General features: G+C 67.6%; 12 protein-coding genes and 1 pseudogene. 9 read left to right on the top strand and 4 right to left on the bottom strand.

Annotated features, from left to right (window positions below):
* The 6 genes from ACTHL9_RS07885 to ACTHL9_RS07860 all read left to right on the top strand — a co-directional run.
* Nucleotides 1–811 (top strand): MFS transporter (locus ACTHL9_RS07885; RefSeq protein WP_440518297.1); only part of this gene is annotated, 811 nt, incomplete at its 5' end.
* A gap of 35 nt (nt 812–846) precedes the next feature.
* The gene (locus ACTHL9_RS07880; protein ID WP_440518296.1) at nt 847–1,722 is read left to right on the top strand and encodes an ABC transporter ATP-binding protein; all 876 of its coding nucleotides are present in this window, start codon (nt 847–849) and stop codon (nt 1,720–1,722) included.
* The gene (locus ACTHL9_RS07875; protein ID WP_440518295.1) at nt 1,719–2,573 is read left to right on the top strand and encodes an ABC transporter ATP-binding protein; all 855 of its coding nucleotides are present in this window, start codon (nt 1,719–1,721) and stop codon (nt 2,571–2,573) included. Before ACTHL9_RS07880 ends, ACTHL9_RS07875 begins: the two co-directional genes overlap by 4 nt.
* On the top strand, nt 2,570–3,613 hold the full coding sequence (locus ACTHL9_RS07870) for an ABC transporter permease (protein ID WP_440518294.1): 1,044 nt from the start codon (nt 2,570–2,572) through the stop codon (nt 3,611–3,613). Before ACTHL9_RS07875 ends, ACTHL9_RS07870 begins: the two co-directional genes overlap by 4 nt.
* Nucleotides 3,614–3,615: 2 nt before the next feature.
* On the top strand, nt 3,616–4,545 hold the full coding sequence (locus ACTHL9_RS07865; protein ID WP_440518293.1) for an ABC transporter permease: 930 nt from the start codon (nt 3,616–3,618) through the stop codon (nt 4,543–4,545).
* Nucleotides 4,535–6,193 carry an ABC transporter substrate-binding protein gene (locus ACTHL9_RS07860; RefSeq protein WP_440518292.1) on the top strand — a complete coding sequence of 553 codons (1,659 nt, stop codon included), beginning with the start codon at nt 4,535–4,537 and terminating at the stop codon, nt 6,191–6,193. Before ACTHL9_RS07865 ends, ACTHL9_RS07860 begins: the two co-directional genes overlap by 11 nt.
* Nucleotides 6,194–6,294: 101 nt before the next feature.
* On the opposite strand, the gene ACTHL9_RS07855 is transcribed toward ACTHL9_RS07860, so the two are convergent.
* Genes ACTHL9_RS07855 through ACTHL9_RS07840 form a run of 4 tightly spaced genes read right to left on the bottom strand, consistent with a single transcriptional unit; the run spans nt 6,295 to nt 11,200 of the window.
* Nucleotides 6,295–6,984: a GntR family transcriptional regulator gene (locus tag ACTHL9_RS07855; RefSeq protein WP_440518291.1), complete on the bottom strand. Its 690-nt coding sequence runs from the start codon at nt 6,982–6,984 to the stop codon at nt 6,295–6,297.
* Nucleotides 6,985–7,029: 45 nt separating this feature from the next.
* A complete protein-coding gene (locus ACTHL9_RS07850; protein ID WP_440518290.1) occupies nt 7,030–8,766 on the bottom strand; it encodes an acetyl/propionyl/methylcrotonyl-CoA carboxylase subunit alpha in 1,737 nt (578 codons plus the stop codon).
* On the bottom strand, nt 8,763–10,445 hold the full coding sequence (locus ACTHL9_RS07845; protein ID WP_440518289.1) for a 5-oxoprolinase/urea amidolyase family protein: 1,683 nt from the start codon (nt 10,443–10,445) through the stop codon (nt 8,763–8,765). Before ACTHL9_RS07845 ends, ACTHL9_RS07850 begins: the two co-directional genes overlap by 4 nt.
* On the bottom strand, nt 10,442–11,200 hold the full coding sequence (locus ACTHL9_RS07840; protein WP_440518288.1) for a LamB/YcsF family protein: 759 nt from the start codon (nt 11,198–11,200) through the stop codon (nt 10,442–10,444). The genes ACTHL9_RS07845 and ACTHL9_RS07840 overlap by 4 nt, the downstream gene beginning before the upstream one ends.
* 285 nt (nt 11,201–11,485) lie before the next feature.
* Between ACTHL9_RS07840 and ACTHL9_RS07835 the strand changes: the two genes are divergently transcribed.
* From ACTHL9_RS07835 to ACTHL9_RS07825, 3 genes and pseudogenes are all read left to right on the top strand, one after another.
* A complete protein-coding gene (locus ACTHL9_RS07835) occupies nt 11,486–12,748 on the top strand; it encodes an MFS transporter (protein WP_440518287.1) in 1,263 nt (420 codons plus the stop codon).
* Between the two features lie 52 nt (nt 12,749–12,800).
* Nucleotides 12,801–13,598 (top strand): putative hydro-lyase, encoded by a 798-nt coding sequence (locus ACTHL9_RS07830; RefSeq protein ID WP_440518286.1) that lies wholly within the window; start codon nt 12,801–12,803, stop codon nt 13,596–13,598.
* A 57-nt stretch (nt 13,599–13,655) separates the two neighbouring features.
* A pseudogene (locus ACTHL9_RS07825) lies at nt 13,656–14,211 on the top strand (flap endonuclease); the annotation flags it as partial.

Below are 14,211 nucleotides of genomic sequence, written 5' to 3'. Positions count from 1 at the left end.
CATCGCCATGATGTTCGGCACGCTGTTCGCCGCCGCCCTGACTGCGGCCCTCGGGGGCGCTGCGATGGCGGAGTGGGGCTGGCGCCTCCCGTTCCTCGTGGCCTTCCCGATGGGTCTCGCGGCTCTCTGGGTCCGGTTCAGTGCCGGCGAATCGCCCGAGTTCGAGAAGGTCGAGTCGGACGGCCTCCTGGTCCGCAACCCGCTCCGTGAGGCCTTCGCGAGCAAGAGCGCTCGCCGGGGCATGCTCATGACCATCCTGCTCCCGCTCTTCAACAGCTCCGGCTACTTCGTCCTCTTCATCTACATGCCGAGCTTCATGACGTCGCAGCTGAAGTTCTCCGCCGTGCAGGGTCTCGTGGTGACGGGCGTCGCGCTCCTCGTGGGCTCCGTGACCTCACTCATCTCCGGCCGCCTCTCGGACCGGTTCGGCCGCAAGCCGCTCCTGGCGGGCTCCTCGGCGCTCATGGTGATCGGCGGGTTCCCGTGCTACTACCTGCTCACCCAGGGATCCATGGTCCTTGCGCTGCTCGGCGTGGTGCTCATGTCGGTGATCTTCTCGGGAACGTTCGGCGTGGTCCAGACGGCCATGACCGAGCTCTTCCCCACCCGCATCCGGACCGCTGCCTACGGCTTCGGCTACAACATCGGCACGGCGATCTTCGGCGGCGCGGCCCCCGCGCTCATCGCCTTCCTCATCGGGCTCACGGGCAGCATCTGGATTCCGGCCGCGTACCTCGTGATCACCTCAGCCGTCGCCTGCATCACGGCGCTGAAGATCCGCGAGACCGCATTCGCTCCGCTGCCTGAGTAAGCAGTCTTTGCGCCACTGTCAGAGAGGACAGTCCAGTGAGTCGTCGTGCGGAACCATCGCAGAGCGCTGATGAGGCGATCGCCGTGGAAGGCTTCGCGGTCTCGTATCGAACCGAGTTCGGACTCATCCCAGCGGTCTCCAACGTTTCCTTCGCCCTGAAGCGCTCGGAGCGTCTCGCCGTCGTCGGCGAATCCGGTTCCGGCAAGACGACCTTGGCAATGGCGATCGCCGGCCTGCTCCCCGAGGAAACAGCGCACGTCGACTATGACGTCGCGCGGGTGGCGGGCCGGCCAGTGGACATGAGCGCGAGCAGGAGCGTCATCCCGGTCCGCCACGAGGGCATCTCGATGATCTTCCAGGACGCGATGACCTCCCTCGACCCCGTCGCGACCATCGCGCACCAGTTCCGCTCCGTTCTCGGGACCCGAGGACTTCGCAGGCAGCAGGTCCGCGCCGAGTCGATCGAATGGATCGAGAAGGTCGGAATCCCGAATCCGGAACGCGTCCTCAAGCTCCACCCCTACGAGCTCTCCGGCGGCATGCGGCAGCGCGTCATGATCGCTCTCGCCATGTGCAGCAAGCCGGCCGTGCTCATCGCCGACGAGCCCACCTCGGCCCTCGACATCGTGGTCAGCCGAAGGATCATGGACCTCGTGCTCTCGCTGGCCGTGGAGCTCGGGACGGCCGTCATCGTCATCACGCACGACATCGATCTGGCCCGCAAGTACACGGATCGGATGCTCGTGCTCTACAACGGCGAGGTTCAAGACCTGTGCAGCACAGACAGCCTGACGAGCGCGGAACGCTCGCCCTACACCCGAGCCCTGCTCGACTGCGTGCCGCGGCTCGAGGACTACGGCAAGGAGTCGCTGCCGACCCTCGCGCGCAGCATCGAGAGGGCGGCCTCATGACGCCCTCGACTGAGACGGACTTCGAACTCACGCTGTCCGCAGTCCGGAAGGACTTCGGGCGAGGCCACCGCAAGGTCACCGCCGTCCAGCCGGTGGACCTCCGCCTCGACGCGCACTCCGAGCTCGGCGTGATCGGCGAGTCGGGCTCGGGAAAGTCAACCCTCGCCCGCATGATCGTGGGGCTTGAGCACCCAACGAGCGGGGTGATCTCCTATCAGGGCCATTCTGTCGCAGACTGGCTGTCGAATCGCGCGAGCCGGCTCGCCTACCGGCAGCAGGTTCAGTACGTGGCGCAGGATACGACGTCGTTCGATCCGCGCCAGACGTTCTTCGAATCCGTGGCGGTGCCGCTGCGGATCCTCCGCGGCGTCCAGAGCCGCAGCGGGATCCGCGAGCGGCTTGAGGCGATCGCGGAGGACCTCTCGCTCGACCCCGCTCTCTACTCGCGGTATCCGCACCAGGTGTCCGGGGGCCAGCGGCAACGCTTCGCGCTCGCCCGGTCGCTCGTCGTCGAGCCTCGCCTCCTGATCTGCGACGAAGTGGTGTCCGCCCTCGACGTGTCGGTTCAGGGCGCGGTCCTCAATCTCATCAAGCGGCACGTGGCGCGGCATCGGATGGGCCTCATGTTCGTGGCCCATGGGCTTCCCGCGGTGACCTTCATCAGCTCGGAGCTCCTGGTGATGCGGCACGGCGAGGTGGTCGAGCGCGGAGCCGTGGACCGGATCGTGAAGGCGCCCCAGCATCCCTATACGCGCGAGCTGCTCGCGGCCTACGCGGATTCCTCGAGTCCCGTTTCGAATTCTGCGTCCAGCCCTGAATCGAGTTCTGAACAGCGGGAGGCCGCGCTATGAGCTGGTATCGAGCCAACCGATGGTGGGCGCTGAGACTTCTCCGCCTGCCTCTGGACATCTTCGTCTTCGGGACGATCGCGTTCTTCCTGGTCCGGCTGCTGCCCGGCGACCCGGTGAGCGTGGCGATCTCGTCCCGCTCCGGGACGGTCTCACCCGACGCCATCGCCGCCGTCCGCACCCAGATGGGGCTCGACGGAAGCGTCTGGGATCAGCTGCTGAGATTCTGGGGCGGCCTGCTCCACGGCGACCTCGGGCATTCCCTCGTGACGGGCGCCCCCGTCGTCGACGAGGTGTTCTCCCGGCTCCCCTCCACGATCGAGCTCATCGTCCTGGGCCTCATCGGGGCGTTCGTCCTCTGCCTGGTCCTCGGGTTCCTCTACCTGAGGTTCGCGAACCGCGTGCTGCGGAACAGCATCCGCGTGTACGCGTCGTTCGCCACCACGGTGCCGGTGTTCGTCGTCGCCATCTTCCTGATCGTGATCTTCTATGTGATCCTCGACTGGCTCCCGGCCCCGCTGGGGAGGGTCTCGTCGGGAACGCTGCCGGTGGTCACGGGCTTCCCGCTCCTGGATGAGCTGCTGACGGGGAACCTGGACCTGTTCGGCGAGACGCTCGTGCAGTACATCATGCCGGTCGCGGCCATGGTGCTGACCTACACGCCGAACCTCCTCACGCAGTACATCGGTGGGCTCGACCGCGAGCTCGTCCAGCCGACCACGCGCTTCCAAGTCGCCGCGGGCGTGCCGCGGAGATGGATCTTCTTCAGCGTGTTCCGGCGCTCGCTGTCAAGCGTGGTGGTGGTGTTCGGGCTGTTCTTCGGCTCGCTCATCGGCGGTGCCGTCACGATCGAGAGCCTGTTCGGATTCGGCGGGATCGGCGCCCTCGGCGTCCGCTCGGTCCAATCCGTGGACTTCACCGCGCTCCAAGGGTTCCTCGTCGTCGTCGTGGCCGTCTGCCTGATCGCGATGCTCGTCGTCGACCTCGTGAACATGTGGCTCGACCCCCGCCGTCGGCCGGGCATCGAAAGTGAGGCTAGCTGATCATGGCGGAGACGCTCATTGCCAAGACTGTCCAGGCGCCGCCGCGGCGGGCAGCGCGCAAACCGATCGGCTGGCTGCGGGTGACGCTCGCATTTCTCCCGCTCGCCGCGATCCTCGCGATCGCGATCTTCGCGCCGCTCATCGCCCCCTACGATCCCGTGACCACCGTCGCTGCCTCCCGGCTCCCGCCCTCCGCCGATCATCTCTTCGGGACGGACGCCGTCGGAATGGACGTGTTCTCACGCACGATTTATGGGGCGCGCGTGGCCGTGCAATTCGGCGTCATCGTGGCGCTCTGCAGCACGATCGGCGGGATCCTGATCGGAACCTTCATCGGCCTCTCCGAGAGCAGCCGCGGAGTCCTGGGCTGGATCGGACGGCTGCTCAACCAGATCAGCGATTACCTCATCGCCATCCCGTCGATCATTCTGGGGATCGTCGTCGTGGGCATCATGGGATCCTCGGATTTCGCGCTCATCGTGGCCATCACGCTCTGCCTGATCCAGGCGACCATCAAGCTCACCCGCGCCGAGGTGCTCCGCGTGCGCCGCGAGGCGTACCTCGAAGCGGCAAAGCTCGCCGGCGAAAGCCCGCTGCGGTCGGCGCTCGTCCACGTCGTGCCCAATTCGATCGGCCCGGCCATGCGCAATATGCCGCTCGTGTTCGGCAATTGCGTGATCATCCTCGCGAGCCTCGGCTTCATCGGCGTCGGCGTCAAAGCCCCCACACCCGAGTGGGGTTACATGATCTCGTCCGCACTCTCCTCGCTCATGCTGGGGCGCTGGTGGCCGGCTATCTTCCCCAGCATTTTTGTGGCGCTGTCAGTTCTCGCCATCGCGTATTCGTCGCGGGCGATCCCCCAGGTTTGGCCGTACTTGGCGGCCAACGTCAAGAAGCGGTTCCGCACGGAAAGGAAAAATGGTGCCTCTTAGAAAAGTCGTGCCTCATCGGAAGAAGCTGGGGATTCTCGCCGTCGGAGCTGCGGCCGCCCTCATCTTGAGCGCCTGCAACAGCCACGCGCCTGCGGCGGGCGGAAATGCCCCCGCCAAGAACTCGATCACCGTAGCGGTCGCGGCAACGCCGACGAGCTACGACCTGGACGGCTCGTTCGCCGCATCGAACGAGAACTACACGATGTGGTCGCAGACCCAGATCGGCCTGCTGAACTACAAGACGACCACCAAGAACGGCGTGGTCATCACCGACTTCACGCATTTCGAAGGAGCGCTCGCCGACAAGGACAACCCCTACACGGTGAGCGACAACGGTCAGACCTACACGTTCCATCTCCGCAAGGGGGTGCTCTCGCAGGCTGGCAATCCCTTCACCGCCGAAGACGTCCGCTGGTCGGTGGAGCGCAAGCTCAGCGACCACGGAGTGGGGCTCACCCAGATCAAGAATTACTTCAACTCCATGGATCAGGTCCAGGTCATCGACGACTACACGATCGCGTTCCATCTCCACAATGCGGGCAACGACAACGTCTTCCTTCCCATCTTCACGGGCCAGACCGGCCGCATCTACGACAAGACCGAGCTGCTCAAGCACGCCACGAAGGACGATCCCTGGGCCGTGAAGTGGGCAACCCAGAACACCGGCTGGGGCTACGGGCCGTACGTCGTCGACTCGGTCACCCAGGGCCAGCAGCTGGTCCTCAAGGCGAACCCGAACTATCCCGTGGGCAAGCCGCAGTTCACGAGCATCACCATGAAGGTCGTTCCCGATTCCGGCACGCGCGCCCAGCTCGTCTCGTCCGGAAACGTGGACGTCGCCGAAGCCCTGACCCCGAGCGACCTGAATTCGGTCAAGGACTCGCCCAAGGTCCAGGAGCCTTCAGTTGACCATCCCATCGAGTTCGACGATCTTTCGCTCGTGCAGAACAAGGCGCCGTTCGACGACAAGCTCGTGCGGCAGGCCTTCAACTACGCCATCCCCTACGACAAGATCATCAGCCAGGTCTACGAGGGCTTCGCTGTGACCAGCCCGGGCTGGTTCACCCCGACCATGGGAGTCCCCGGGCTCTCGACTCAGCCCGCCTACACCTATGACGTGAACAAGGCGAAGGAGCTGCTCGCGAAGGCCGGCAAGACGAGCGTGGACGTCACGCTCTCGGTCTCCAACGCGGTTCCCGACATCGTCGACACGGCCATCATGATCGGTTCCTACGCGAAGGCGGCAGGCTTCAACGTCACCGTCCAGCAGCTTAACCCAGCGGACTTCGCGACCGGTCGCCTCAAGCAGACCTTCCAGTCCTTGCTGGTGGCGAACCGCGTGCAGGTGCAAGTGCCCTCGTTCGTGAACAACTTCTTCCTCCCGGGCGATCCGAGCAACAGCGGCGCGTTCGTTCCGAACGATCAGTGGAAGTCGCTCATGGCCTCGGCCATCGCCGCCGGACCCGGCACGAGCGACCAGGCTGCTCCGCAGTGGCAGAAGGTCAACGACTACATCAACCAGGACGCGAGCCAGCTCCCGATCCTCTACAAGCAGCCGAACCAGGCGTACAGCAAGGATCTGGCGAACCTCACGTATCGGTATGACAGCACCATTGACTACAGCATCCTGAAGACGGCAGGGAGCTGACCCAAAGCGGTCGTGACGGGTGGCCTTGCAGCAGCGAGGCCACCCCTCGGTCCTGCTCAGAGTGGTGTGACGTACGCCCGCCCGGACCTCAGGTGCGTCCGCTACCCTCCCAAGGCCCCGATGTGCACGCGAAGCTCGCGCTCGGCGGCGTCGAGGTACCGGCGCAGCTCCTCCGCCGCCTCCTCACGGTGCCCGGCGCGGATCTGCTCGACGAGCGCCGCGTTGCGCTCTACGTAGTGGCTGTGGAAGTCCGGTGTGGTGGCCATGGCGTGGAAGACGAGACGCATCTCGGCGAGGACCTTGTCCATCAGCTCCTGCAGCGACGGGCTGCCGGACAGGGCGACGAGGGCCTTGTGCAGCTCCTGGTTCGCGTCCGCCATGCCCGGCACGGACTGTGCCTCCCGCGCTACACGGGCCTTGGCGATGATCGGGCCGAAGACGTCCAGCGCCTCGGCCGGGAAGTTCCCCCAGAGCACTGCGGCGGGCTCGATCAGGCGCCGGACCCGGTAGATCTCCCGGATCTCTTCCTCCCCGGGGGCCGCGACGAAGACGCCGCGATTCGGGATGCGCCGCACCACCGACTCCCCGGCGAGGAGGGTGAACGCCTCCCGCAAGGTGTTGCGGGAGACGCCGAGCGCCTCGGACAGCTTCTGTTCCGAGAGCTTGGTCCCGGGCGGCAGCTGGCCGGCGGAGATGCGCGAGCGCAGAACTGCGGCCACCCACGCGCCGGTGTGGGCATGGGGTGCGTGGTCGCCCTCGGCGAGGCCGGCGAGTGCGGCGTTTCTGGCCATGGCTCAAATGTATCCAATGCCGCACCCGCCTCCGGCGCTGGCCTGCTAGCCGATCCGCCCCAGCAGCTCCCCACGGGCGACGGCGGCACCGGGCTCCTGCTTGCCGCGTACGAGGGTGCCGCTGCGGTGCGCTTGGACCACCGTCTCCATCTTCATCGCCTCCAGCACCGCCACGGGCTGGCCCGCTTCGACGGTGTCGCCAGACTCCGCCAGCCACTTCACCAGGGCGCCGGACATCGGCGCTGCGAGCTCGCCGTCGTCTTTCGCCGCTGCCGTGGGCTGGCGGAGGGAGGCGCTGCCGCCTCCTCCGTTCATCAGGGCCTCGAACAGGCGCGCGGGGACTCCGAGCTGAACGGCCTTGCCGTCCAGCTCCACGGTGAAGGTGGTGCGGGCGGCGTCGGGAGCGGTGCGTGCCAGCTCCGGCGAGGCGGCGAGCGTCTGGGCGAACTCGGTCTCGATCCACGTCGTGTGGACGCGGAAAGCGTCCTCGGCGGTGAAGGCCGGGTCGCGGACAACCGCGCGGTGGAACGGCAGGACGGTGGGCAGGCCCTCGATGCGCATCTCCTCGAGCGCGGCTCGGGCACGGCGCAGCGCCTGGGGCCGGTCCTCGCCGACGACGATGAGCTTGGCCAGCAGCGAGTCGTACTCGCCCGGAACCACGGAACCGGAGCGGACGCCCGTGTCCACGCGGATCCCGCGCCCGGTGGGGGCGTCGAAGGCCTCGACGGTGCCGGGGCCGGGGAGGAAGCCGCGGGCGGGGTCCTCGGCGTTGAGTCGGAACTCGATCGCGTGGCCCGTCGGCTCAGGGTCGGCGGTGAGGGTGAGGCGCTTGCCGGCGGCAATGCGGAACTGCTCGCGGACCAGGTCCACGCCCGAGGTCTCCTCGGTGACCGGGTGCTCCACTTGGAGGCGGGTGTTCACCTCGAGGAAGGAGATCGTCCCGTCCTTGCCCACGAGGTACTCAACCGTTCCGGCACCGTGGTAATCCGCCTCGCGGCAGATGGCCTTCGCGGACTCGTGGATCAGCGCGCGCTGTTCGGGGGTGAGAAACGGGGCCGGGGCCTCCTCCACGAGCTTCTGGTTGCGACGCTGCAGCGAGCAGTCGCGGGTTCCGACGACGATGACGTTGCCGTGGGTGTCCGCGAGGACCTGCGCTTCCACGTGGCGGGGCTGGTCCAGGAACCGTTCGACGAAGCACTCGCCACGGCCGAACGCCACCGTGGACTCACGGACCGCGGAGTCGAAGGAGTCCTCCACATCCTCGAGCCGGCGGGCGACCTTCAGGCCGCGGCCTCCGCCGCCGAAGGCTGCCTTGATCGCCATCGGCAGGCCATGCTGCTGTGCGAACGCGAGAGCCTCCTCCGCGTTCGCCACGGGACCGTCGCTGCCGGGAACGAGCGGCGCGCCGGCGCGCAACGCGATCTCGCGGGCGGTGACCTTGTTGCCGAGGGCGCGGATGGAATCCGGGCTCGGTCCGATCCAGGTCAGCCCGGCCTCGATCACGGCCTCAGCGAAGTCTGCGTTCTCGGAGAGGAAGCCATAGCCGGGGTGGACGGCGTCGGCTCCGGCGCGCCGTGCGACGTCGATGAGCTTGGCGATGTCCAGATAGGTCTCGGAGCTCGCCGACCCGTTCAGTGCAAAGGCCTCGTCGGCGATCCGGACGTGGAGCGCATCCGCGTCAGGGTCGGAGTAGACGGCCACGGACTGCAGTCCGGCGTCGGAGCAGGCGCGGGCAACGCGCACGGCGATCTCGCCGCGGTTGGCGATCAGGACCTTCTTCATGGCTGGATTCCTTGAAAAGCTGGTTCGGTGACGAGGGGTTCGAGGGTGGCAGGGTCCACTGGAGTGAACTGCACCCGGTGGCCGGGCGGCAGCTGCGCCGCTGTGGGGAGGTCCTCGAGCACGACGACGGCAATCACCGGGTAGCCGCCGGTGACCGGGTGGTCGGCCAGGAATAGGACGGGGTGGCCGCTGGGCGGCACCTGCAGGGAACCGGCGACGGCTCCCTCGCTGGGCAGCTCGCCCTCGCGGCTGCGCTGCAGACCGCGGCCGGGCGCTCCGTCGTCGTCCGCTCGTGTGGCCGGAGCGGGGGCGAGGCGGACGCCGATGCGGTTGGACTGCTCGGTGACCAGCCAGTCCTGACCGCACAAAGCCTCAAGAGCATCCTCGCTGAACCAGTCCTCCCGGGGCCCAAGGACCACACGCAGCGTGGTCACGGTCTTGCCAAGTCGGAGGGTGGACGCCTCGGAGAAGCCGACAGGCCGCACGCCGTCGACCGTGCCCACGGGCAGCACCGTGCCCGGAGCGAGGGCGGCCGGACCGATTCCGGACATGGAATCCGTAGACCGACTGCCCAGGACCGCGGGCACGTCCAGGCCGCCGCGGACGGCGAGATAGCTGCGCAGCCCGAGCGCCGGGGCGCCCAGACTGAGGCTCTCGCCGTCGAGCAGGGCGAACGGGCCGCACATGGCCGGGCGGTGGACGAGCTCTCCGTCCGCGCTGCGGACCTCGAGGGGAACGCTCGCCCCGGCCACGGCGAGCACCTGGTCGCCGCGGGCGCGGACGGCCAGGCCGCCGAGGAGATTCTCGACGACCGCCGCGCCCGGCTCATTGCCGACCAGTCGATTGGCCTGCCGCGCGGACTGCTGGTCCGCGGCCCCCGCGGCGGAGACGCCAAGATCTCCGAGGCCAGGGCGTCCGAGGTCTTCCAGCAGGGACTGCAGGCCGGTGGACTCGACGTGCAGCGCGCTCTCAGTCGCCCGAGCCTCATCAGGTGTGGGGGACGAAGCGGCCTCCTCGGCCGTGGTGCCTGCCGTCAGGCGGAGGGACTCGCGGACGGCGACGTAGCGGACGGTGTCGCCCGGGCGGACCAGCGCCGGGGATTCCCGTTCGAGATCCCACATCACCGCATCCGTGTGCCCGATCAGCTGCCAACCGCCGGGGGACTGGCGCGGATAGACCGCCGAGAATCCTCCAGCGAGGGCCACAGAGCCGGCCGGGACGGCGGTGCGGGGGGAGCTGCGGCGGGGGACGTCCACGCTGGAGTCCTCGCCCACGAGATATGTGAAGCCCGGGGCAAAGCCGCCGAAAGCCGCCGTCCAGAGCTGTCGCGTGTGGGCGGCCACGACGCCGTCGGCGCCCAGGCCGGTCAGCCGACCCACTTCGGCGAGGTCCTCGCCGTCGTACACCACTTCAATGGTGATCTCGCGCCCTGTGGTGACCACGCCAGCGGTGAGCCGCGCGCCGTCCAGCTCCAGCTGCGGAAGGGACTGGCGGGCGGCCGCGGTGGCCGCGTGGGAAGAGAAGGTGACGAGGACTGTGGCGGCGGCGGCGACGGCTTCGCGCTGGCCGGGCAGCGGTTCAGCCGTCAGGCGGGTGTGCAGCGCGAGCACGGACTCCAAGTCGGACAGCTCGACGAGCAGGCCGCGCCGGCCTGCCCAACGGAGGCCAGTGACGCTCACACGAAGCTCCGGACCGTCACGCCGGCAGCTTCAAGGCCTTCTCGGACCGCGCCGGCCATCGCCACTGCACCCGGGGTGTCGCCATGGACGCAGATGCTGTCCGCCTTCACGTCCAGTACCGACCCGTCGCGAGCCACAATCTTGCCCTCAGTTGCCAGACGTACCATGTTCTCCACCATCACGGCGTTGTCGTGGAGCACCGCCCCGGGCTCGCGGCGGGACACAAGGGTTCCATCCGGGTTGTACGCGCGGTCGGCGAAGGCCTCGCGGACGGTCCGCAGGCCACGCTCCTCGGCCTTCCGCAACGCCACAGCCCCGGGCAGCAGCAGGAGCGGGAGGTCTGGATTGTAGGAGTGCACCGCATCGACCACTGCCTGGGCGTGGGCCTCGTGGTGGACGATCGTGTTGTACAGGGCTCCATGGGGCTTGACGTACTTGATCTGTGAGCCGGCCACTCGGGCCAGGCCCTCCAAAGCGCCGAGCTGGTAGACGACGTCGTCCGCCAGCTCTGTCGGGGAGCAGTCCAGGAAGCGGCGGCCGAAGCCGGCGAGGTCGCGATAGCCGACGTGCGCCCCGATGGTCACGCCCGCGCCCACAGCGTCCCGGCAGGTGCGGGCGATGGTTGTCGGGTCGCCGGCGTGGAAGCCGCACGCGACATTGGCGCTCGATACGTGGCGGAAGACCGCGGCGTCGTCGCCCATGGTCCAGTTGCCGAACGACTCGCCGACGTCGCTGTTCAGATCGATGTAAGGCATTGTGATCCCCGTCTCAGGTTGGTTCTGCATCCATGATGCCTGAAGGAAGGCGATTGTTCAACAATTTTTCGGCCCTACAGACCCCCCGACATGTCTTCGCCCTCGCCGGAGGGGTGTGATGCGCTTCATTCCACCGTGTGGGCTGGTCCACTCGGACCCCTAGACAGATTGTTGAACAAAGACCTAGCATGGAACCACGATTCGGGCGATGAGGCTGCGGCGCCGCCCGTCTGCAAAATCCTCAAGATCCCCTCCGGGCCCCGGCCCCAGACCCGTAAGGCTGTCATGTCACGAATCGAAAACCAGGTTGGCGAGGATACTGGGCGGTTCGCTTGGTATCGCACTCTCGGGGAGCGCGGCCGGAAGGCATGGATCGGGGCCTTCGGCGGCTACGCCCTCGATTCCTACGATTTCCAAGTCCTGCCCCTCTCGCTCGTAGCGATCGGCGCCTACTTCCATCTCTCGACCGGCCAGGCCGGGCTGCTGACCACCGTCACCCTCGTTGTGTCGGCGATCGGCGGGGCGCTGGCGGGAATCCTGGTGGACCGGATCGGCCGCACCAAGACTCTGATGATCACGGTGGCGGCCTTCGCACTCTTCACGGTCCTCTGCGGCTTCGCCGGCAGCTTCGAGCAGTTGCTGGTCTTCCGCACGCTCCAGGGACTGGGGTTCGGAGGCGAATGGGCCACGGGCGCCATCCTCGTCGCCGAATACGCGAAGCCCAAGTACCGGGGCCGCGCGGTGGCCTTCATCCAGAGTTCGTGGGCCGTGGGCTGGGCGCTGTCGGTCCTCGTCTACACGCTGGTCTTCAGCTTCGCCCCAGCCGACCTGGCCTGGCGTGTGCTGTTCTGGACGGGTGCCCTCCCCGCCGTGCTGCTCCTGTTCGTCCGCCGGAACGTCAAGGACGCCGATGCCGCCACCGAGCGCCGGCTTTCCAGTGAGAAGCGCGGAGGATTCGCAGAGATCTTCAAAGGTCCGATGGGCCGCACCACGTTCTTCGCCTCGCTTCTTGCCACGGGGGTCCAGGGCGGCTACTACACGCTGGCCTCGTGGGTTCCGACCTACCTGAAGGTGGATCGCGGCCTCAGCGTTGTGGGAACTGGCGGCTACCTGACATTCCTCATCTCGGGCGCCTTCATCGGATATGTATCCGGCGGCTACCTCACCGACCGCCTCGGGCGGAAGAAGACGTTCCTGCTGTTCTCCGTTCTCTCCACCCTCGTCATCTTCGCCTACGTCAACATCCCCGCTGGGGCCAACACCCTGGTGCTCATCCTCGGCTTCCCCCTGGGCTTCTTCACCTCGGCGATCTTCAGCGGCTTCGGATCATTCCTCTCCGAGCTCTACCCGGCACACCTCCGGGGGACCGGGCAGGGCTTCACCTACAACTTCGGGCGCGCTGTAGGCGCCTTCTTCCCGACACTTGTGGGCTTCCTCGCCTCGACGCTCGGAGTCGGCGGGGCCATGATCTTCGGTGCCGCCGGATACGCCATCGCTGTGCTGGCGCTGTTCGGCCTGCCCGAGACCAAGAACCGCGAGCTCGCCTGAACGTGGGCGGCGCTGATCACCGTCCCACCCGATCTCTGGAAGAGGAACACCTATGACATCGCAAAGCCTGATCCCCCAGTCCACGTCGCCCAGCGAGGCACGGGCCGAATTCCGCGGCGGCCTCGTGGTGCCTACGTCCGGGTGGGCTCCGGGATATACCCAGGTGAACATGATCTCGGTTCCTGCGGATTGGGCGTACGACGTGCTGCTCTTCTGCCAGCGGAATCCCAAGCCCTGCCCCGTGCTCGACGTGGCAGACCCCGGCGCCACAACGAGCGTGCTCGCCGAGGGAGCGGATCTTAGAACCGATATCCCCCGTTACCGCCTCTGGCGCGATGGCCGGATGGAGGCGGAGCTCGACGACGTCGTGGACCACTGGCGCGATGACCTCGTGACCTTCCTGATCGGCTGCAGCTTCACGTTCGAGTCCCCGATGGTCGAGGCCGGGGTGCCGCTCAGGCATGTCGAGCAGGGACGTAATGTCTCGATGTATCGGACGAACCTCGAATGCCGGCCGGCTGGTCGGATGCACGGGCCCATGGTCGTCTCGATGCGCTACATCCCAGAGAGCCTGGTCGAGACGGCCTTCCAAGTAAGCGCTCGCATGCCCGCCGTCCACGGGGCTCCGGTCCATGTCGGAGATGCGGAAGCCCTTGGCATCGCCGATCTCGCACAGCCCGACTACGGTGATTCCGTTGAACCCGAAGACGGCGACGTTCCGGTTTTCTGGGCATGCGGGGTGACGCCTCAGGCAGCTCTCCTAGCCTCGAAGCCGCCCTTCGCCATCACGCACGCCCCCGGGCACATGCTCATCACGGACGTCCCCGATTCCGACTACCGGATCCCGTAAACAGCGAAACAGCGCGCATCCGAAAGGACCATCCGGACCGGCGTACCCCAGCGCCTGATGCTGCTCGGCGCCCGTCGCTGTGCTTCCGCGCCCTCCACGGCGTCCCCGAAACGATCCGCCGCGGCGACGGGACCCCGGTGAACGCCGGATCCCCGCGTGCAAGTGGCATCGCGTCGCACAGGCTGTGGCGGGCGCCCCCGCTGTGGAGATCGTGCCGGAGGGGCTGACGGCGCAGCTTCCGCTGATCCGCCACATGCTCCGCCTCGCCGGCATCGCCGTCGTCGGAGCCCCAAGGCACGAGGCCGACGACGTGGTCGGCACCTACGCCAGCCGGGCGGAGCTGCCGGTGGACGTGGTCACGGGGGACCGTGACCTGTTCCAGCTGATCGACGACTCGCGCCAGGCGCGCGTGATCTGCACGGCGCGGTGGCATGGAGAACCTGGAACTCGTCACGGACCGGATGGTCGTGGAGACGGGCAGCTTGCCGCTGCCTCTGACGCCGCGAGCGGGCTCTCCGCCCCACCCGGCCGAAGCTCGCCGCGGCTACGGGCTATCTCGCGGTCGCGCCCGTCATCGTGAAGGTGGTCCGCGACCTCGCCCTGCCGACCCTCG

This window comes from Sinomonas sp., from assembly GCF_051955515.1.
In the GTDB taxonomy this organism is placed as follows: domain Bacteria; phylum Actinomycetota; class Actinomycetes; order Actinomycetales; family Micrococcaceae; genus Sinomonas.
Note: the sequence above shows the minus strand (reverse complement) of the source record. Positions and strands in the feature narration are given on the sequence as shown.

Excerpts from the sequence above, each read along its gene's own strand:
- ACTHL9_RS07875 (WP_440518295.1), top strand. The coding sequence starts at position 1,719 with ATGACGCCCTCGACTGAGACGGACTTCGAACTCACGCTGTCCGCAGTC.
- ACTHL9_RS07870 (WP_440518294.1), top strand. The coding sequence starts at position 2,570 with ATGAGCTGGTATCGAGCCAACCGATGGTGGGCGCTGAGACTTCTCCGC.
- ACTHL9_RS07865 (WP_440518293.1), top strand. The coding sequence starts at position 3,616 with ATGGCGGAGACGCTCATTGCCAAGACTGTCCAGGCGCCGCCGCGGCGG.
- ACTHL9_RS07855 (WP_440518291.1), bottom strand. The coding sequence starts at position 6,984 with ATGGCCAGAAACGCCGCACTCGCCGGCCTCGCCGAGGGCGACCACGCA.
- ACTHL9_RS07850 (WP_440518290.1), bottom strand. The coding sequence starts at position 8,766 with ATGAAGAAGGTCCTGATCGCCAACCGCGGCGAGATCGCCGTGCGCGTT.
- ACTHL9_RS07840 (WP_440518288.1), bottom strand. The coding sequence starts at position 11,200 with ATGCCTTACATCGATCTGAACAGCGACGTCGGCGAGTCGTTCGGCAAC.
- ACTHL9_RS07835 (WP_440518287.1), top strand. The coding sequence starts at position 11,486 with ATGTCACGAATCGAAAACCAGGTTGGCGAGGATACTGGGCGGTTCGCT.
- ACTHL9_RS07830 (WP_440518286.1), top strand. The coding sequence starts at position 12,801 with ATGACATCGCAAAGCCTGATCCCCCAGTCCACGTCGCCCAGCGAGGCA.